The organism is Pseudonocardia oceani (assembly GCF_019263585.2).
Lineage (GTDB): Bacteria > Actinomycetota > Actinomycetes > Mycobacteriales > Pseudonocardiaceae > Pseudonocardia > Pseudonocardia oceani.
This window is the reverse complement of the sequence record NZ_JADQDF010000001.1, coordinates 4,044,955-4,063,361: the sequence shown is the minus strand read 5'-3', so window position 1 is coordinate 4,063,361 and position 18,407 is coordinate 4,044,955. Positions and strand designations below refer to the sequence as shown.

Here is an 18,407-nt window from a genome sequence, read left to right as displayed (position 1 = left end):
CGGCGCCGGCGCGCGTCAGCGGACCTGCATCCTGCTCTGCACCAGCGCGTCCTGCACGAACGTCAGCCACTGGTAGACGCCCAGGTGCGACGCGCGGGGGTCGTCGGGGTCGAGCTGGTCGGGCATGTCCTCGCTGACGTCGAGCGCGGTGCCCAGCGCCAGCCGGACGTCGTTGAGCGCGGCGAGCCACGTGTCGGCCTGTTCGACCGTGAGCTCGACCTTCCCGCCGGTCTCGGGCAGCGTGTCGAGGACGAGCGTGGCCGCGGCGTCCTTGGCCTCGATCAGCTCGGGCTCGTGCAGCGAGCGCAGGCCGGCGGCGAGGTCGGCGTCCTCGGTGGTGAAGTCGGGCAGCAGGCGGGCCAGGACGCGGTCGTCGGGACGTGTCGACGGGCCGGTGCGCATGCCGGTGATCGCCGCCAGCTCGTCGGGCGGGTTCTGCTCGACGCGCCCGGCCAGCATCTGCTTCACCTCGGCGACGAGCCCGCGCAGCACGGCGGCCTCCTGCGCCTCCAGCGAGGCGACGAGCCGCACCCTCGACCCGCGCCCGGACTTCTTCCAGCCGTTCATGAGGCCTTCTGCATGGTCGCCCACAACCCGGCCGCGTGCAGCTTCGCCACGTCCGCCTCGATCTTGTCCTTGTCGCCCGCCGACACCGCGGCCTTGCCCTTGTGGTGCACGTCGAGCATCAGCGCGGTGGCCTTGGGCTCGGGATAGCCGAAGAGCTTCTGCAGCACGTAGGCCACGTAGGACATGAGGTTCACCGGGTCGTTCCAGACGATCGCCTGCCAGGGGACGTCCCCGGAGACGTCCTCGTCGACGTGTACGTCCGTCTGACGGGTGGGTGCGGGTAGCGGCGCCGTCATGCCCCCCATGGTGGCACGGGACATAAGGTGCGGTCCCATGAGTGGTAGTCCGCAGTCGGCGGGGGTCTCGACGGCCCTGCTCACCGACCGGTACGAGCTGACCATGGTGGCCGCGGCGCTGGCCGACGGCACCGCCGGGCGGCAGTGCGTGTTCGAGGTCTTCGCGCGCCGGCTGCCCGACGGGCGGCGCTACGGCGTCGTCGCGGGCACGGGGCGGCTCGTGGAGTCGATCTCCCGCTTCCGCTTCGGCGACGAGGAGCTCGCGGCCCTGCGCCACGTCGTCGACGGGCCGACGCTCGACTGGCTGGCCGCCTACCGCTTCGCCGGCGACGTCGACGGCTACCCCGAGGGCGAGCTGTACTTCCCGGGCTCCCCGATCCTCTCGGTGCGCGGCACGTTCGCCGACGCCGTGGTGCTGGAGACGCTCGCGCTGTCGATCCTCAACCACGACTCGGCGGTGGCCTCGGCGGCCGCGCGGATGGTGACGGCGGCGGCCGGGCGCCCGCTGATCGAGATGGGGTCGCGGCGCACCCACGAGGCGGCCGCGGTCGCGGCGGCGCGGGCGACGTACCTCGCCGGGTTCGGCGCCACGTCGAACCTCGAGTCCGAGCGGCGCCACGGCATCCCGACCGCGGGCACGGCCGCGCACGCCTGGATCCTGCTGCACGACGACGAGCTCGGCGCGTTCCAGAGCCAGGTCAAGGCGCTGGGCGCCGACACCACCCTGCTCGTCGACACCTACGACATCCGCCGCGGCGTCGAGCTGGCCGTGCAGGCCGCGGGCCCGGAGCTCGGCGCCATCCGGATCGACTCCGGCGACCTCGGCGAGCTCGCCCGCCAGGCCCGCGAGCAGCTCGACGCCCTCGGTGCGGTGAACACGCGCATCGTGCTGTCGGGAGACCTCGACGAGTACGCGATCGCCGCCCTGCGCGCCGAGCCCGTCGACTCCTACGGCGTCGGCACCTCGGTCGTCACCGGCTCCGGCGCGCCGACCGCAGGGATGGTCTACAAGCTCGTCGAGGTCGACGGGCGGCCGGTCGCGAAGCGCAGCGCGGCGAAGGAGTCGCGCGGCGGGGCGAAGTCGGCGGTGCGGCGCTACAAGCCGACCGGCACGGCCGTCGAGGAGGTCGTGCACGCCACCGGGCGGCCGGTCCCGGTCGGCCCGCACGACCGCGTGATGCCGGTGCCGCTGCTGCGCGGCGGGGAGCCGGTGCCCGACCTGCCGACGCTGGAGCAGTCGCGTGAGCACCTGCGCGCCGCGCTGGTGTCGGTGCCGTGGGAGGGCCTCAAACTCTCGCGCGGCGAGCCCGCCATCCCGACGACGTTCGAGGTGTGACGTGCGCGCGCTGATCGTCGTCGACGTGCAGAACGACTTCTGCGAGGGCGGCTCGCTCGCCGTCACCGGGGGTGCCGCGGTGGCCGCCGCGGTGTCCACGGCGATGGCCGACTACGAGGTCGTCGTCGCCACCCGGGACCACCACGTCGACCCGGGCGACCACTTCTCCGACACCCCCGACTACGTCGACAGCTGGCCGCCGCACTGCCGCGCGGGCACGCCCGGGGCGTCGTTCCACCCTGAGCTCGACGTGGCGCCGGTGCAGGCGGTGTTCGACAAGGGCGCCTACACCGCCGCCTACTCCGGCTTCGAGGGCACCGATCCCGGCGGGGTGACCCTGCGCGACTGGCTCGTGGAGCGGCGCGTCGACACCGTCGACGTCGTCGGGCTGGCCACCGACCACTGCGTGCGCGCCACGGCGCTGGACGCGGTGGCGGCCGGGCTCGACACGACGGTGCGGCTCGAGCTGTGCGCCGGGGTCGCGCCGGAGACGACCGCCCGCGCGCTCGAGGAGCTGCGCGCGGCCGGGGTCACGGTGCTCGACGCCCCGGCGCCGGACGCCTAGACCGACCGCATCCGGAACGGCTCCAGCGCGGCGGCCAGCTCGACCGGGTCGCCGTCGCCGCTGTGCGCGAGGTGCGCGCCCCGGGCCTGCGCGACGCCGATGCAGCGCGGGCCGTCGAACAGGCCGCAGGCGTAGAGCACGGAGTCGTCGTCGAGCTCCAGCACGCCGACGCGGAGCTGGTAGATGCCCGGGTAGTGCACCTCGTCGAGGTACTGCACCGACAGCGAGCTGGGCGAGAGGCCGTCGAGCGGGCCGCCCGTCGGATAGCCGAGGACGTCGAGGTGCAGCTCGGCCAGCGCGTCGAGGTACCAGCCCGCGAGGGCGACGTTGTTGACGTGGCGGTTGGTGTCGATGTCGCCGAAGCGGGTGCGGATGTCGAGGCGGAACGGGTAGGCCTCGCGGACGCGGTGCTCGCGCTCGGGCCGCGGCGCGGGCTCCCCCGCGACGCGCAGCAGCTCCAGAGCGGCGCGGACGGCGTCGGGCAGCGGCGCCGGGCCGTCGCCGGTGGCGTGCACGCTGACCGACTCGCCGGTGGCGACGCACTCGTCGCCCGCGAACACGGCGTAGGAGTAGGTGAACGACGACGTGCCGATCCGGGTGACCCCGAGGCCGATGCGGTAGTGCCCGGCGACGCGGAGCGGAGCCAGCACGTCGACCCGGACCGAGGCGAGCAGCAGGCGCATCTCGCCGCGCAGGCGGGTGCCGAGATCGGCGCCGAAGGCGTCCTGCTCGACGGCGACGCGGGCGTCCTCGAACCAGCGGACGAGGGCGTCACGCCCGATGCGCCGGCTGGGGTCGAGGTCGCTGTAGCGGGCCGGGTGCTCGACGAGCACGGGGAACGAGGCGGGATCGAGCAGCAGCTGCGTGGACGTCACCGTCGCCATTGTGCCGTCACCCGCCCCAGTGAACGGTGTGACCCCGGACAGCCGAACGCCGCCCGTGCTGCTCACGGGCGGCGTTCGAAGGTACGGGCACACGGGCTACCAGGCGTGCGCAGGTGGCCGTGTGGGCGGTCTCGGCATCGGACGGCGGGTGTCGCCGACCGCTGCAGACCCACGGCGCTGATGCCTCGGCGGCGTGCTCCGCGTGGGTACCCGTCTGCTCGTACCGGGATCGACGACCGGGAGGACGGGATCTTCTCCACCGATCCGGCCTTGGCCTGCCGCCGTTCCGTGGACCCATTTGTACCCGCGTGTGCCGCTGGTCACAAGAGTGTCACGGGGGGTGTGCGGCGAACGGTTCCGGTCCGGGCGCGCGACCCGCCGGGTAGCCTCCCCGACGTGCCCGCCAAGACCACGCTCCCCGGCGTCGCCGAGCTGCTGGAGGCCGCGGTCGAGGCCGTCGGCGGCACCCGGCGCGAGGGCCAGGACGCGATGGTCCAGGCCGTCCGCAAGGCGCTGACCAGCGGCGAACACCTCGCGGTGCAGGCCGGCACGGGCACCGGCAAGTCGCTGGCCTACCTCGTGCCCGCGATCCACCACGCCGTCGACAAGGACCGCAGCGTCGTCGTCTCCACGGCCACGATCGCCCTGCAGCGCCAGCTCGTCGACCGCGACCTCCCCCGCCTCGCCAAGGCCCTGGCGCCCCTGCTCGGGCGGGCGCCGACGTTCGCGATCCTCAAGGGCCGGCGCAACTACCTGTGCCTCAACAAGCTGCACGGCCCCGACGACGTCGACCCGGCCGACGAGCTGTTCGACCCCTTCGCCGTGTCCGCGATGGGCCGCGCGGTGAAGCGGCTGCACGAGTGGGCCGACACCACGAAGAAGGGCGACCGCGACGAGCTCGTGCCCGGCGTCACCGAGGCGGTGTGGCGGCAGGTGTCGGTCACCGCGCGGGAGTGCGTGGGCGCGTCGAAGTGTCCGGTGGGCGACGACTGCTTCGCCGAGCTGGCCAAGGCCGAGGCGGGCAGGGCCGACATCGTCGTCACCAACCACGCGCTGCTCGCCATCGACGCGCTCGAGGGACGGCCGGTGCTGCCCGAGCACGACGTCGTCGTCGTCGACGAGGCGCACGAGCTCGTCGACCGCGTCACCGGCGTCGCCACCGCGGAGCTGACGTCCGGCACGGTCGGGGCGGCCGCGCGCCGGCTGGGCAAGCTCGTCGACCAGGCCGTGGCCGACCGGCTCGCCGAGGCGGGCGAGGGCCTGGCGATGGTGCTCGACGACCTGCCGCCCGGCCGCTGGGACGCCCTGTCCCCCGCCGCCGCCGGGGTGCTCACGACGATCCGCGACTCCGCGGGCGAGTGCCGCCAGTCGCTGGGGCCCGAGCGCCGCGACGACCCCGAGGGCTCGGCCGCGCGCAAGCTGGCGCTGGCCGCGCTCGACGAGGTGTCCGAGGTCGCCGTCCGGCTGCTCGACGCGTTCTCCGAGCCCGACCCGTCGAAGCGGCGCGACGTCGTGTGGCTGGGCGAGCAGGGCCCCGACGGGTCCCGGCACAAGGTGCTGCGCGCGGCGCCGCTGTGGGTGGGTGGGCTGCTGCGGGAGCGGCTGTTCGGGCGGTCGACGGTGGTGCTCACCAGCGCCACGCTCGCGCTGGGCGGCAACTTCGACGCGCTCGCGCGGCAGTGGGGGCTGCCGCCGTCGGACGCCCCTTCCGAGGAGTCGGACGCCCCGAAGTGGTCGGGCATGGACGTCGGGTCGCCGTTCGCGCACGCCCGCAGCGGGATCCTCTACGTCGCCAAGCGCCTGCCCCCGCCCGGGCGCGACGGCCTCGCCCCCGCCACCCTCGACGAGATCGCCGGGCTCGTGGAGGCCGCGGGCGGGCGCACGCTCGGGCTGTTCTCGTCGACGCGCGCGGCCAAGCAGGCCACCGAGGCGCTGCGCGGGCGGCTGTCCACGCCCCTGCTGTGCCAGGGCGACGACTCCACGATGCAGCTGGTGAAGAAGTTCGCCGAGGACGAGGCCACCTCGCTGTTCGGCACGCTGTCGCTGTGGCAGGGCGTGGACGTGCCGGGGCCGTCGCTGTCGTGCGTGATCATCGACCGCATCCCGTTCCCCCGGCCCGACGACCCGCTCGTCGCCGCCCGCCAGCGCGCCACCGACGCCCGCGGCGGCAACGGCTTCCTGTCGGTCTCGGCCACCCACGCCGCCCTCCTGCTCGCCCAGGGCGCCGGCCGCCTGCTGCGGGGCATGGACGACCGCGGGGTGGTGGCGATCCTCGACTCCCGCATCGCCACCGCCCGCTACGGCGGCTTCCTGCGCGCCAGCCTCCCCCCGTTCTGGGCCACGGACGACCGGGAGAAGGTCCACGCGGCTCTGAGGCGGTTGCGGGGGGCCTGAGGCGCAGCCCGCCTCGCCCACGCCCCCCGTACGCCCCCCTTGTGACAGTGGAGTGGCTTCACTGTCACTGGGTGGCAGTAGAGCCACTTCACTGTCAGCGGGGACGTGACTGCGGGGACGTGAGCGCGCGGGGCGCGGCACGCGCTGCTCGTGCAGGCGACGCTGCCGCACCTCGCACCGGGATGGGTGGTGAGCCACCACTCGGCCGCCGTGCTCTTCGGGCTCCCCGCCTGGGGCGTGCCGCTCGACCGGGTGCACGTCTCGCGCGACGGGTCGGGCGGAGGGCGGGTGACCGGGGGGGGTGCACCGGCACCTCGTCCCGCTGCCGGACGTGGACGTCGTCACCATCGGGGGCGTTCGGGTCACCGCGCCCGCCCGGACGATCGCCGACGTGGCGGCGGTCGTGCCGTTCGAGCAGGCGGTCGTGGTGGCCGATGCGGCACTCGCCCCGCGTGCCGACGGCCGTCCGCTCACCGTCCCGGCGGCTCTGCGGGCGGCGGTCGACCGTACGGGCCGCACCGGGCGGGCCGCGGCGCGCCGAGCCGTGGCGTTCGCGGACGGTGGCGGGCGCAGTCCCGGGGAGTCCCGCAGCAGGGTGGCGATGTGGTCGGCCCGGCCGCCGTCCCCGCTGCTGCAGCACGAGGTGTGCACGTCCGACGGACGGCGGATCGGGTTCGTCGACCTCGGGTGGCCGGAGCTGCCGACCGTCGGCGAGTTCGACGGGCGGGCGAAGTACGGGCGGCTGCTGCTCGCCGGGCAGACCGCCGGTGACGCGGTGTTCGCCGAGAAGATCCGCGAGGACGCGATGCGCGCCACCGGTCTCGGCATGGCGCGCTGGGGCCGGCCCGACCTCGACGCCCTTCGACCCCGTCGCCGCCCGCCTGCACCGGCAGTTCCGCGGAGCCGCGCGGGGCGCCGGGCCGGGGGCGGCGCCGGTGGGGTGGGTGGTCAGGCGAGGAGGGCCGCTTGCACCGGCGCGGGGAAGCGCACCGAGAAGCGGACCTCGCCCAGCAGCGCCTCCAGCTCCCCGGCGTGCCGCTCCAGCTCCGCGCGGGCCTCCTCCCCGACGTCCTCCAGCAGCCGCATCGCGATCCGGCCGTCGGGGCGCTGCACCCAGCTCCCCACGATCCGGCCGTCGACCCACAGGCAGGGGCCGCCGTTGCCGTTGCGGTCGAACAGCTGGGGGACGTGGGCGGGGTCGAGGTGGAAGGCGCGCTGCTTCCAGCCCATCGTCGACGGGTCGAGGCCGGGCAGCAGCCGGGCGCTCAGGGGTGCTGCGGGTGTGGGCTCGAGGTCGTCGGGCAGCGTCCAGCCCTCGACGAACACCCCGTTCCCCTCCGAGACCTCCACCGCCACCGCGCCGACGTCGAGCAGCGCCCGCTTCGTGGTGGCGACGGTCCAGCCGGCCCACCACCGCAGGTCGGTGCGGGTGGCGGGGCCGAAGACGCGCAGCCAGCGCGCGGCGAGGCCGGCCGCGGCCGCGCGCACGTCGGCCTCGCCGAAACCGCCCGGGAACCACTCCCCCGCCGACGCCCAGCGGTACTGCCCGTTGATCCACGTGCCGGTCGGGCGGGCCCGCAGCACCCGCCCCTCGAACCCCAGCTGCAGCAGCACCCGGCTGTGCGCGCCCTGCGTCGTGGCGTACGCGCCGCCACCGACCGGGACCGGCCGGGCCAGCTCGGGCAGGGCCGCCCCGACCTCGCGCGCGGTGAGCGGGCCCGACGCCACCAGCAGCTCGTCGACCGCCGCGGCCGCCTCGGCCAGCCACTGCTCCGGCGCGGCCACCCCGCCGGCCTCCAGCATCGCCAGCAGGGCGCGCCGCTGCACCGGCACGAGCCCGAGGGTGGCGGCGTGGTGGGCGAGGCGGGCCGTGTCGTGGCCGAACACCCAGAGCGTGCGGCGCATCGCGTGGTGGCGCAGCAGCGAGCGCTCCCCGAACAGCGCCCGCTCGAGCGCCGCCAGGTCGGGTGTGCGCATCCGCGCCGCCACCGAGAGGTGCACCGAGACGGGGTCGGTGGAGTGCAGCGCCACCAGGCCGTCGGTGATCGCGACGACGTCGTCGGTGCGCTCGTCCGGGACGTGCCGGTGCCGCAGGGCGAGGCGGGCGCGTCGCTCGGCGGCGTCGAAGCGTCGGGGGGTCACGGGCGGCAGCCTCCCACCCCGGTGCGACAGGATTCCCGGCGACGCCGGTCGAAGGCTGTACGGTCCGGCGCCCCTCGTTCGTCATCCTGGTGACCGCACGACAGGACGCGAAGGAGCACCCGCTGCGCTGCATGATGTTCGTCTGCACCGACCCCGAGCCCGACGCCGACACCACCGACGACGCCGAGGCGTGGGTCCGCACGAACGACGCGACCGGACGGCGCATCGACGGCGACCGGCTCGCCGGGTGTCGGCCGCTACCACCGTCCGCGTCCGCGCGGGCGAACTGCTCGTCACCGACGGCCCGCTCGCCGAGACCAAGGAGCTGATCGTGGGCTACGACGTCCTGGAGTGCGCCGACCTCGACGAAGCCGTCGAGGTCGCCCGCGCGCACCCGATGGCACGGATCGGGCGGCTCGAGCTGCGGCCCTTCTGGACGCCGTGACCCCGGCGCACGACGCCGTCGCGACCGCGGGTGCCGACGCGCACCCGCGGATCGTGGCGGCCCTCATCCGGATCACCGGCGACTGGACCCTCGCCGAGGACTGCGCGCAGGACGCGCTGTCCGCCGCGCTGCCGGCCTGGCTCGGACCGGGAGCGAGCGACAGGCGCTGCTCGCCCGCGCCGACGATCTCGCCCGCGGGTGGCCGGCCCTCAGCCCGCCGCCGCCACCCACGCCAGCAGTGCGGCCCCGTCACGGGTGGCCAGGAGGTCGACCAGCTCGGGCCCGCGCCCGTCCGGCACGCGGAACAGCCCGCCGACGAACCGGCGGCCCGTCCCGTCCGGCCCCGACCCGTCCCGCACCGACCCGTCCGGCACCGCACGCGCACACAGCAGAGCCCCGGCGACGAGCTCGCGCCCGGCCGTCCGCTCCGCGACCTCGACGAGGCCACCACCCGCCGGGTCGCGCACGGAGAGCCCGTCCGGGCGCACCTCGACGACCTCGTGCACGGCGCGGTCGACCTCCGTCCACGCCGCCGCCAGCTCCGCCTCGTCCGCGGGCAGGAGCGGACCCCGCTCGGCGAGGAACTTCCCGAACCAGCCGCCCTCGTGCAGCACGACGTCGAGGGTCAGCGGGTCGGCCAGCGCCACCACGGGGTCGGGGTCGCGCACGGCGGCGTAGTCGTAGACGTCGCCGTCGGTGCCCCCGCGCCGCTCCAGGTAGGCCAGGGCCTTGCGGTGCAGCCACCCCACCCGCTCGGGCAGCGGCGGCACCGCCGGGCGGCCCGCGTGGCACTGCTTGTACTTGCGCCCGGACCCGCACCAGCACGGCGCGTTGCGCCCGGGCTCCGGGCCGGTGGCGGCGGCGAAGCGGCGGACCATCGCGAGGTCCGGGTCGTCGTCGGGCAGCTCCAGCTCGCTCCACCGCCCGTAGGCCGCGGCCGCCTCGCCGCGGTCGGACTCGTACCAGGCCAGCCGGTCCTCCACGAGCCCCCAGCCGCGGCCGGCGAGGCTCGCGGCGCGCAGGTGCGCCTCGGCGTCGCGCACCCGGCCGTCGCGCTCGGCCGCCACCGCCGCCACGTACTCGGCGACCGCGGCCCGGCCGCCGCTCCCCGCCACGGCGACGAGCCGGTCGCCCGCCGCGACCAGTGCGGCGATGCGCTCCGGGCTCTCGTCGCCCGCCAGCTCGTCGACGACGCCGACCAGCGTCGCCGGGTCCTCCAGCATCTCCAGCGCCTCGCGCAGCGCGGGAGCGCCGGACGCCGGGTCGGCCAGCAGCTCGTAGGCCGTGGACGCCTGCGCGGCGCGCTCCGTGCCCACCGCGTCGGCCAGGCGCACCTGCACGCCGAACGCCTCGCCACGGACCCAGGCGGCCTCCTCGTGCGCGAACTCGCCGTCGCGGTGCTGCAGCCCGGTCGTGGCCGCCAGCTCGACCAGCGGGGGGCGCGGGCGCCCGAAGGCGGCGGGATCGCGCACCAGCACGGCGAGGACGAGGTCCTCGGCCGCGAGCGGCAGGCCGGTCTCCTCGGTCTCCTCGTCGTAGGCGGTGCGGGTGGTCATCAGCAGCGCGGGCCCGGCGACCGGCTCGTCGTCGACCGCCTCCACCGACACGGCGCCGTCGGGGTCGACGCGGACGGCGAGCAGGTCGCCGGGCCGGTGCGCGGCCAGCCAACCGGGCGGGCCGACCCAGGCGCCGTCGTCGTCGAACGCGAGCGCGGCACCGTCGACGGTCGGCGCGGCGGTGCGCGCGAACACGGCGAGGTCGGTGAGCAGGTCGAGCCGGTCGGCGTCGCGCTCGGCGGCGGTGAGGCGGTGGGTGAGCACGATCCCGGCAGTGAGCGCGTCGACGTGCACGACGAGGTCGGGCGAGAGCAGGACGACCGGGCTGTCCGGGTCGTCGTGCAGTCGCTCCTCGGCCTGGTCGGTGAGCCGGGCGGCGTCGTCGGGGTGCAGGTCCAGCCGGGCGATCATGTGCACCGCCAGCTCGCCGATCGGCACCGGGCCGTGCTCGCGGGCCAGCTCGACGTACGCGGCGGCCAGCGCGTCCGGCCCCGGCACGGGCAGCCGGTCGAGGACCGCGACGGGTTCGGCACTCTCCCCGTCGAACACGATCGCCCCGACGAGCTGGTCGAGCGCGTCCTCGCGGCTCAGGCCCGCCTCGAGCAGCCGCTGCGCGGTGCGCCAGACGTCGGGGTGCTCGCCCCCGAGGACCTGCCCGGCCACCGTCGCGCGCAGCTCCAGCTCGCGCTCGGACGCGCCGGGGCGGTCGGCGTCGAGCAGGTCGGCGCACTCGTCGGGCGTCGTGGGCACCGCCTCGGGGACGGTGCCGAACAGGAATCGCAGCGGGGCCTCGTCCACGCCGCGCAGCGTAGTTCCGGGGCGCGTCAGAGCACGGCGCAGGTGACGGTGCCGGGCGCCACCTCGGTGAACCCGGCGTCGCGGACCACCACCGGGTCGCCCGCCAGCACCTCGCGCCACTGCTGCGGGCCCGCGTCGCGCACCGCGAAGGCGGGCACCGCGGTGAGGCCGTGCACGGCGGCGTACAGCATCGAGGCGTGCCCGACCTGCGCCGCGGCCTTGCCGACGCTCATGCCCAGCGCCGCGTTCACCCAGACCACCGGGACGCCGGGCTGCGCCGGGCCGGGCTCGTCGGGCTCGAGGTCGGTGCCGCCGATCTGCAGGCGCGCGACCACGCGCGGCACGTCGTCGACGGGGCCGGGCAGCAGGGCCCGCACCTGCGCGTCACCCACGGTCCACGTGACGCCGGGCAGCGCCTGCACGGCCTCCCAGTGCACGCCGCGGGCGCGGCGGGCGATCTTGCGGATGCGGCTCGCCACCCACGTGCCGACAGCCTCGTGCCACTCCCCGTCCGACTGCGCGCGCGGGTCGAGGCACACGGCGAGCGCGGCTGCCGCGGCCGCCTCCAGCACCGGGGTGCGGGCGGCGGGCGGTTTGTCCAGCCGCAGCACCACCGGCATCGCCCGGACGACGCCGTCGGGCTCGGGCGGTGGGACGCGCCGGACCGCGAGCGGGGACAGGACCGTCCCGGGAGGAGGCGTCGCAGAGGAAGACGTCACAGGGGGACGCGCCGCAGCAGCCCCTCCGCCGCGTCGGCGCGCTCGACCTCGTCGCGAGTGATGCCCAGCACGAAGAGCACGACGTCGAGGAAGGGGTGCGACAGCGCCGTATCGGCCACCTCGCGCAACGCGGGCTTGGCGTTGAAGGCGATGCCCAGCCCCGCCGTGGCGAGCATGTCGATGTCGTTGGCGCCGTCGCCGACGGCCACGCACTGCTCCAGCGGCACCCCGTAGGTGTCGGCGAAGCGGCGCAGCGCCACGGCCTTGCCCGGACGGTCGACGATCTCGCCGGCGACCTTCCCGGTGAGCCGCCCGTCGACGACCTCCAGCTCGTTGGCCGCGCAGAAGTCCAGGCCCAGCTCCTCGACCAGCCCGGAGATGACGCGGGTGAACCCGCCGGACACGACCCCGCAGCGGAAGCCGAGCCTCTTGAGCGTGCGGATCGTGGTCCGCGCGCCCGGCGTCAGCTCCAGCTCGGCGGCGACGTCGGCCAGCACCGACTCCGGCAGCCCCGCCAGCACCGCGACGCGGCGGCGCAGCGACTCGGCGAAGTCCAGCTCACCGGCCATCGCGGCCTCGGTGACGGCCCGGACCTCGTCCTCGGCGCCGGCCCGCGCGGCCAGCATCTCGATGACCTCGCCCTGCACGAGCGTGGAGTCGACGTCGAACACGATGAGCCGCTTGCTGCGGCGCGCCAGCCCGGCCCGCTCCACGGCCACGTCGACGCCCGCCGCGCGCGCGACCTCGACCAGCCTGGTGCGCAGCGTGCCGGGCGGGTAGTCCTCGGAGCCCTGCCCGGGCACCGGGGACACCATCAGCTCCAGCCCGGTGACCGGGTAGTCGGCCACGCGGCGGATCGCGTCGATGTTGGCGCCGGCGTCGGCCAGCGCCTGGGCGATCGAGCCGAACGCGCGCGCCGAGATCGGCCGCCCGGTGACCACGACGACGTGCGTGGAGTGCCGGACGGACGGGTCGGCGCCCAGCGAGGTCTGCACCTGCATCGAGATGCTCGCCATCGCCTGCTCGACGGCCTCCTGCAACCCCTCCGGGTCGTGATGGGCCGTGACCAGCGCGCCGAGCGTGAGCCGTCCGCGGATGACGACCTGTTCGACGTCGACGAGGTCGACCCCGTGCCGGGTCAGCGCGGCGAAGAGCACCGAGCTGACACCGGGACGGTCGGGGCCGGTGACCGTGATCAGGACACTGGTGTCGGCCACCTGATCAGCGGGACTTCGCGTCGCCGTCCGGCTGCGTCTCCGGGCCCACCTTCTGGCTGATCAACTCGCCCGGATCGGGGTGCCGGCTGATGTGGGCCTCCCCGCGGAAGCGCTCGACGAGGTGCGGGTAGTGCAGCTCGAACGCCGGGCGCTCCGATCGGATCCGGGGCAGCTCGGTGAAGTTGTGCCGCGGCGGCGGGCAGCTCGTGGCCCACTCCAGCGAGTTGCCGAAGCCCCACGGGTCGTCGACCGTGACGACCCTGCCGTAGCGGTAGCTCTTGAACACGTTCCAGATGAACGGCAGCGTCGAGGCGCCGAGCACGAACGCGCCCACCGAGGAGAACGAGTTGAGGAACGTGAACCCGTCCTGGGGCTGGTAGTCGACGTAGCGGCGCGGCATGCCCTCGTTGCCGACCCAGTGCTGCACCAGGAACGTCATGTGGAAGCCGACGAACGTGGTCCAGAAGTGGAACTTGCCCAGCGTCTCGTCCATCATCCGACCGGTCATCTTCGGGAACCAGAAGTAGATGCCGGCGTAGGTGGCGAACACGATCGTGCCGAACAGCACGTAGTGGAAGTGCGCCACCACGAAATAGGTGTCGGAGACGTGGAAGTCGATGGGCGGGCTGGCCAGCAGCACGCCGGTCAGGCCGCCGAACAGGAACGTGGCGAGGAAGCCGACCGAGAACAGCATCGGCGTCTCGAACGTGATCTTGCCCTTCCACATCGTGCCGATCCAGTTGACGAACTTGACGCCCGTCGGGATCGCGATGAGGAACGTGGTGAAGGAGAAGAACGCGAGCAGGACCGCGCCGGTGGCGTACATGTGGTGCGCCCACACCGCGACCGAGAGGACCGCGATGGCGATCGTCGCGTAGATCAGGGTCTTGTAGCCGAACAGCGGCTTGCGGCTGAACACCGGGAAGATCTCGGACACGATGCCGAAGAACGGCAGCGCGACGATGTAGACCTCGGGATGGCCGAAGAACCAGAACAGGTGCTGGTAGAGGATCGTGCCGCCGTTGGCGGGGTCGAACACGTGCGCGCCGAGGTGGCGGTCGGCCAGCAGCCCGAACAGGGCGGCGGTGAGCACCGGGAACGCGATGAGGATGAGCAGCGCCGTCACGAAGATGTTCCACGTGAAGATCGGCATCCGGAACATCGTCATGCCCGGCGCGCGCATGCAGACGATCGTGGTGATGAAGTTGACACCACCCAGGATCGTGCCGAGACCGGAGACGATCAGGCCGACGATCCACAGGTCACCGCCCGCGCCCGGGGAGTACGTGGCGTTGCTCAGCGGGGTGTAGGCGAACCACCCGAAGTCGGCCGCACCGCCCGGGGTGAGGAAGCCGGAGAGGACCGTCAGACCGCCGAACAGGAACAGCCAGTACGAGAAGGCGTTGAGCCGCGGGAACGCGACGTCGGGGGCGCCGATCTGCAGCGGCACGATGTAGTTGGCGAACCCGAAGAGGATGGGCGTGGCGTAGAGCAGCAGCATGATCGTGCCGTGCATGGTGAACAGCTGGTTGTACTGCTCGCTCGACAGGAACTGCTGCCCCGGGACGGCCAGCTCGCCGCGCATCAGCAGCGCCATGGCGCCACCGGCCAGGAAGAAGCCGAACGACGTGACCATGTACAGGATCGCGATGTCCTTGGGGTCCGTCGTCCTGAGCATCTTCAGGAACGTGGAACCCTTGCCGGTGCGCCGCGCCGGATACGGGCGCGACGTGATCGGCTTGGGGGCGACGGCTGTCACGTGTTCACTCCCTGCGGTGGTCTGTTGAGCTCGTGTCGGAGCTTAGCTCTACTCGCCGTCGAAGGCGCCCCCGGGAGCACGGTCAGGAGCATCGGATGAGCATCGTCATCGGTCCGGCGCTCGCGGTCGCCCTGGTCACGGCGGTGCTCGTGGCCGCCGTCGTCGCGCGGCTCACCCGGCTGGAGACGTCGTCCGCGACGGTCACCGCGGCCGTCCGGGCCATCGTGCAGCTCGGCGCCGTGTCGCTGCTGATCGGCGCGATCGTCGGGTCGGTGCCGCTCAGCGCGGCCTTCGTCGCCCTGATGGTGGTGGTCGCGGCACGCACCGCCGGACGCCGGATGACCCCCGACCGCAGCGGCTGGTGGGCGATCGTGCCCATCGCGCTCGCCCCGGTGCCCGTCGTCGCGGCGCTGGTGCTCGCCGGGGTCGTGCCGCCGCAGGGCATCGCCGTCATCCCGATGGCGGGCATCCTCATCGGCGGCACGATGACCGCGACGGCCCTGGCCGGACGGAGGGCCCTGGACGAGCTGGAGGCGCGCCGCGGGGAGGTCGAGGCCGCGCTCTCGCTCGGCATGCTCCCCCGCGACGCCGCGCTGGAGATCGCGCGGTGCACCGCGGGGCAGTCGCTCGTGCCGGTGACCGACCAGACCCGCACGGTCGGGCTCGTCACGCTGCCGGGCGCGTTCGTCGGGATGCTGCTCGGCGGGGCGTCGCCGGTGCAGGCGGGCGCGGTCCAGCTGCTCGTGCTGATCCTGCTGCTGGCCGTGGAGACGATCGCGGTGGCCGTGGCCGTGGAGCTCGTCTGCCGCGGCCTGGTGCACCGGACGACGGAACCGCAGCAGCTGCTGGAGAGCCACCGCGGCCCGCGCGCCGCCGCCCGCGCGCTCGGCGTAGGCAGATGATCAGTGCAGGGAGATGAACAGCTCCTCGAACACGTCGGGCGCCGAGGCCGGGTTCGGCGGCGGGTCGACGATGTAGAACTCCGTGCCCATGCCCAGCGCGAACATCGCGTCGGGCATCGTCAGCATGAAGTGGTCGGGGCCCATCTGGCTCGCGTGGGCGCGCATCGAGGCGCGCTTCTGGTCGACGAAGTCGACGGCGTCGACGCGATGGGTGATCTCGGCCTCGGGCTTGCCCATGGTCGGCAGGTTCTCGGGGAGCTCGGCGCCGGACTGCTTGAGGCCGCGGATCATCCAGTCGCGGTTGATCGTGCCCTGCGCGACGACCGGCACCGCCGAGAGCTCGGCCGCCCGCCGGCCCACCCGGTGCACCTGGATGTGGTCGGGGTGGCCGTAGCCGCCGTTGTCGTCGTAGACGGTGAGGACGTCGGGCTCCTCCTCGTCGAGGATCACCGCGAGGCGCTTGGCCGCGTGCTCGACGTCGGCCTGCCAGAAGCAGAACGGGGCGTCGTTGCTGGGCTCGCCGATCATCCCGGAGTCGGTGTAGCCCAGGAACTCCACGCGCTTGGCGCCGATCACGGCGGCCGAGGCGTAGCACTCGGCGGAGCGGCGCATCGCGAGCTGCTCCCCCGGCTCCAACACGCCCGGCACGGGCTCGCCCAGCTCGCCGCGTGTGGCGAAGACGAGCACCACGCGGTGCCCGGCCGCCGCGGCCCGGGCCAGGGTGCCGGCCGAGGCGATCGACTCGTCGTCGGGATGGGCGTGGAAGCTGACGATGGTGGCCACGGATCGACCTTAACCGCCCCGGCGCCGGGGTGGCGGGCCGTCCCGTGGACCGCGGCCACCGGGAGGACGGGGGCGTCGTCGGCCCCGCCCCCCGGCGACCACCGGGCACCCCCGCCTCAGGCGAGGATGCGGGTCAGTGCGGGCGCGATGTCGGTCAACCGGGCCACCACCTGCGCCCGGCCGCCCCCGCGCAGGGCCAGCGGGTGCGCCGCGGCCTCCGCCTCGGGCCCGCCGAGCGGCACGAGGACGTGCAGGCGGTCGATGCCGCCCAGCGCCTCGGCCGGCTCGTCGCCCGCGGTGTGCAGGCAGTCGCTCAGCAGCACGACCATGCGCTCGTCCGCCACGGCCGACGCCAGCTGCTTCGACGCCTCCCGCAGGCCGGCGGCCAGGTCGGTCGTGCCGTGCCCGCGCAGGGCGATGAGGTCCGACAGCAGCTCCTCGGGGGGCCGCCGCACCCCCTGCGCCTGCAGCACCCTGACCCCCGCGCCGAACGCGATGACCGAGGGCTGCAGCGGCGGCGGGCCGTTCTCGTTGGCCACGACCACACCGGCCGCGGCCACCGACGCCAGCGCGACGGCGAGGCCCTTCATCGACCCGGAGATGTCGACGACGAGGCAGACCGCGCGCCGGTGCGCCGTCCACGTCCGCGTGACCAGCTCCTCGGGCCGCCGCGACGACGACGGGTCCCACGCCTCGACCGTGCGGTCGAGGTCGAGGTCGCCGTCGAGGCGGCGCGACGGGCCCAGCCGCCGCGTGCCCCTCGCCTTGGCGGGCCCGACGCGGCCGAACCGGATGAACACCCGTCCGGCGAGGCGCCGGGCCGCCGCGCGCAGCTGCACGTCGGTGGCCACGGCCATGTCGGCCAGCAGTGCGGCGGCCTTGTCGGGGTCCTCGGCCGCCAGCGCCTCGAACGCGTCGACGTCGAGCTCGCCCGGTTCGGGCGAGACGTCGGCGAAGTCGGGGTGGTTGGCCGCGATCTCCTGGCGCCCCTGGGTGCGCGAGGGCTGCTCGCGCCCGGGGCGCGAGCGCTGCTGGAAGCCCGGGTTATGCCCCGGGCTGGGTGCTTTTCCCTGGCCGTCACTCTCCTCGGCGTCCGGGGACTCCGCGGGGTCGGACTCCTCGTCGTCGGCGGGCCAGTGGATCTCCAGCAGCTCGTCGATGACCGACTCGGCGGTGCGGTCGACGCCGTCGGTGATCCGGATGCGGCCCGAGAGCGCGGCGTAGGCGGCGTCGCGCGCGGTGTCGCGGGTGGGCGTCGCCTCCCCGCGCAGCTCGGCGAGCCCGGTGAGCACCAGCGAGAGGTCGATGGCGCCGCGGACCGAGGAGCCCATGCGCACGTCGCGGTGCTCGCGGGTGGCGCGGGTGAGCGCCACGGACAGGTCGACCCAGCGCCCGGCCAGACCGCTGACCGAACCGGTGATCGCCCGCTCGCCCTCGAGATCCTGGTAGCCCAGCACGACCCGGCACATGCGGTCGGCGATGGCCTGCGAGACGCGCGCGGTGCCCACAGCGTCGAACGGGTTCATCGCCGCGATCAGCCGGAAGTCCTTGCCCGCGTGGACCGTCCCGAGCCGCGGCACGGCGATCTCGCCCTCGGTGAGGACGGTGATCAGGACGTTGAGGGTCTCCTCGGGGACGCGGTTGAGCTCCTCCATGTAGAGCAGGCCACCGGTGCGCATGGCGGTGATCAGGGGGCCGTCGACGAACGCGTCGGGCTGGTAGCCGGTGGCGAGCACCTGCGACGGGTCGAACTGGCCGACCAGGCGCGCGGGCGTCAGCTCGGCGTTGCCCTCGACGAACACGACCTCCTGGCCGGTGTCGCGGGCGATGGAGCGCAGCAGCGTGGACTTGCCGGTGCCGGGCGGGCCCTCGATGACGACGTGCCGGCCGGTGACGAGCGCGACGGTGAGCACCTCGCGCTCGCGGCGCAGGCCGACGACGGGTGTGGGAGACCCCATGGGTTCCTCTCGGTGGGCGGACGACTCGGTGGGCGAACGAACGGCACCCCCGTCCGGAGGACGGGAGTGCCGCTCGGGGGGTTCGG

The 18,407-nt window shown here is 74.7% G+C and carries 15 protein-coding genes; 5 read left to right on the top strand and 10 right to left on the bottom strand.

Annotated elements, in window-relative coordinates:
- Nucleotides 1-15 precede the first annotated feature (15 nt).
- Both I4I82_RS20420 and clpS read right to left on the bottom strand, forming a co-directional pair.
- Nucleotides 16-567 carry a DUF2017 domain-containing protein gene (locus I4I82_RS20420; protein WP_218593338.1) on the bottom strand — a complete coding sequence of 184 codons (552 nt, stop codon included), beginning with the start codon at nt 565-567 and terminating at the stop codon, nt 16-18.
- Nucleotides 564-863 carry an ATP-dependent Clp protease adapter ClpS gene (gene clpS, locus I4I82_RS20415; protein WP_218593337.1) on the bottom strand — a complete coding sequence of 100 codons (300 nt, stop codon included), beginning with the start codon at nt 861-863 and terminating at the stop codon, nt 564-566. Before clpS ends, I4I82_RS20420 begins: the two co-directional genes overlap by 4 nt.
- Before the next feature lie 37 nt (nt 864-900).
- Here clpS and I4I82_RS20410 point away from each other — a divergent pair, with 37 nt between their 5' ends.
- Together I4I82_RS20410 and I4I82_RS20405 are read left to right on the top strand one after the other, a co-directional pair.
- Nucleotides 901-2,199 (top strand): nicotinate phosphoribosyltransferase, encoded by a 1,299-nt coding sequence (locus I4I82_RS20410; protein ID WP_218593336.1) that lies wholly within the window; start codon nt 901-903, stop codon nt 2,197-2,199.
- A gap of 1 nt (nt 2,200) precedes the next feature.
- Nucleotides 2,201-2,764 (top strand): isochorismatase family protein, encoded by a 564-nt coding sequence (locus I4I82_RS20405; protein ID WP_218593335.1) that lies wholly within the window; start codon nt 2,201-2,203, stop codon nt 2,762-2,764.
- Here I4I82_RS20405 and I4I82_RS20400 read toward each other — a convergent pair.
- Nucleotides 2,761-3,639: a thioesterase family protein gene (locus I4I82_RS20400; RefSeq protein ID WP_218593334.1), complete on the bottom strand. Its 879-nt coding sequence runs from the start codon at nt 3,637-3,639 to the stop codon at nt 2,761-2,763. The genes I4I82_RS20405 and I4I82_RS20400 overlap by 4 nt on opposite strands.
- Before the next feature lie 405 nt (nt 3,640-4,044).
- On the opposite strand from I4I82_RS20400, the gene I4I82_RS20395 reads away from it, so the two are divergent.
- The gene (locus I4I82_RS20395; protein ID WP_218595940.1) at nt 4,045-6,042 is read left to right on the top strand and encodes an ATP-dependent DNA helicase; all 1,998 of its coding nucleotides are present in this window, start codon (nt 4,045-4,047) and stop codon (nt 6,040-6,042) included.
- 948 nt (nt 6,043-6,990) lie between these two features.
- On the opposite strand, the gene I4I82_RS20390 is transcribed toward I4I82_RS20395, so the two are convergent.
- Nucleotides 6,991-8,184, bottom strand: coding sequence for a winged helix DNA-binding domain-containing protein (locus I4I82_RS20390; protein ID WP_226370157.1), 1,194 nt, complete (start codon nt 8,182-8,184; stop codon nt 6,991-6,993).
- 247 nt (nt 8,185-8,431) lie between these two features.
- On the opposite strand from I4I82_RS20390, the gene I4I82_RS20385 reads away from it, so the two are divergent.
- Nucleotides 8,432-8,629 carry a YciI family protein gene (locus I4I82_RS20385; protein ID WP_226370156.1) on the top strand — a complete coding sequence of 66 codons (198 nt, stop codon included), beginning with the start codon at nt 8,432-8,434 and terminating at the stop codon, nt 8,627-8,629.
- A 209-nt stretch (nt 8,630-8,838) separates the two neighbouring features.
- Here the strand turns inward: I4I82_RS20385 and I4I82_RS20380 are convergent, their stop codons facing one another.
- Genes I4I82_RS20380 through ctaD form a run of 4 tightly spaced genes read right to left on the bottom strand, consistent with a single transcriptional unit; the run spans nt 8,839 to nt 14,678 of the window.
- Nucleotides 8,839-10,983 carry an SEC-C domain-containing protein gene (locus I4I82_RS20380; protein WP_218589410.1) on the bottom strand — a complete coding sequence of 715 codons (2,145 nt, stop codon included), beginning with the start codon at nt 10,981-10,983 and terminating at the stop codon, nt 8,839-8,841.
- Between the two features lie 26 nt (nt 10,984-11,009).
- Nucleotides 11,010-11,663: an aminoacyl-tRNA hydrolase gene (locus I4I82_RS20375; protein WP_218589413.1), complete on the bottom strand. Its 654-nt coding sequence runs from the start codon at nt 11,661-11,663 to the stop codon at nt 11,010-11,012.
- A 35-nt stretch (nt 11,664-11,698) separates the two neighbouring features.
- Nucleotides 11,699-12,919 (bottom strand): phosphoserine phosphatase SerB, encoded by a 1,221-nt coding sequence (serB, locus tag I4I82_RS20370; RefSeq protein WP_218589409.1) that lies wholly within the window; start codon nt 12,917-12,919, stop codon nt 11,699-11,701.
- A 4-nt stretch (nt 12,920-12,923) separates the two neighbouring features.
- The gene (gene ctaD, locus I4I82_RS20365; protein ID WP_218589408.1) at nt 12,924-14,678 is read right to left on the bottom strand and encodes an aa3-type cytochrome oxidase subunit I; all 1,755 of its coding nucleotides are present in this window, start codon (nt 14,676-14,678) and stop codon (nt 12,924-12,926) included.
- A 95-nt stretch (nt 14,679-14,773) separates the two neighbouring features.
- On the opposite strand from ctaD, the gene I4I82_RS20360 reads away from it, so the two are divergent.
- The gene (locus tag I4I82_RS20360; protein WP_218589407.1) at nt 14,774-15,580 is read left to right on the top strand and encodes an ABC transporter permease; all 807 of its coding nucleotides are present in this window, start codon (nt 14,774-14,776) and stop codon (nt 15,578-15,580) included.
- Here the strand turns inward: I4I82_RS20360 and I4I82_RS20355 are convergent, their stop codons facing one another.
- Nucleotides 15,581-16,363 (bottom strand): PIG-L family deacetylase, encoded by a 783-nt coding sequence (locus I4I82_RS20355; RefSeq protein ID WP_218589406.1) that lies wholly within the window; start codon nt 16,361-16,363, stop codon nt 15,581-15,583.
- Nucleotides 16,364-16,479: 116 nt separating this feature from the next.
- A complete protein-coding gene (locus tag I4I82_RS20350) occupies nt 16,480-18,321 on the bottom strand; it encodes an AAA family ATPase (RefSeq protein WP_218589405.1) in 1,842 nt (613 codons plus the stop codon).
- Nucleotides 18,322-18,407: the final 86 nt, after the last annotated feature.

Excerpts from the sequence above, each read along its gene's own strand:
- I4I82_RS20420 (WP_218593338.1), bottom strand. The coding sequence starts at position 567 with ATGAACGGCTGGAAGAAGTCCGGGCGCGGGTCGAGGGTGCGGCTCGTC.
- I4I82_RS20410 (WP_218593336.1), top strand. The coding sequence starts at position 901 with ATGAGTGGTAGTCCGCAGTCGGCGGGGGTCTCGACGGCCCTGCTCACC.
- clpS (WP_218593337.1), bottom strand. The coding sequence starts at position 863 with ATGACGGCGCCGCTACCCGCACCCACCCGTCAGACGGACGTACACGTC.
- I4I82_RS20350 (WP_218589405.1), bottom strand. The coding sequence starts at position 18,321 with ATGGGGTCTCCCACACCCGTCGTCGGCCTGCGCCGCGAGCGCGAGGTG.
- I4I82_RS20360 (WP_218589407.1), top strand. The coding sequence starts at position 14,774 with ATGAGCATCGTCATCGGTCCGGCGCTCGCGGTCGCCCTGGTCACGGCG.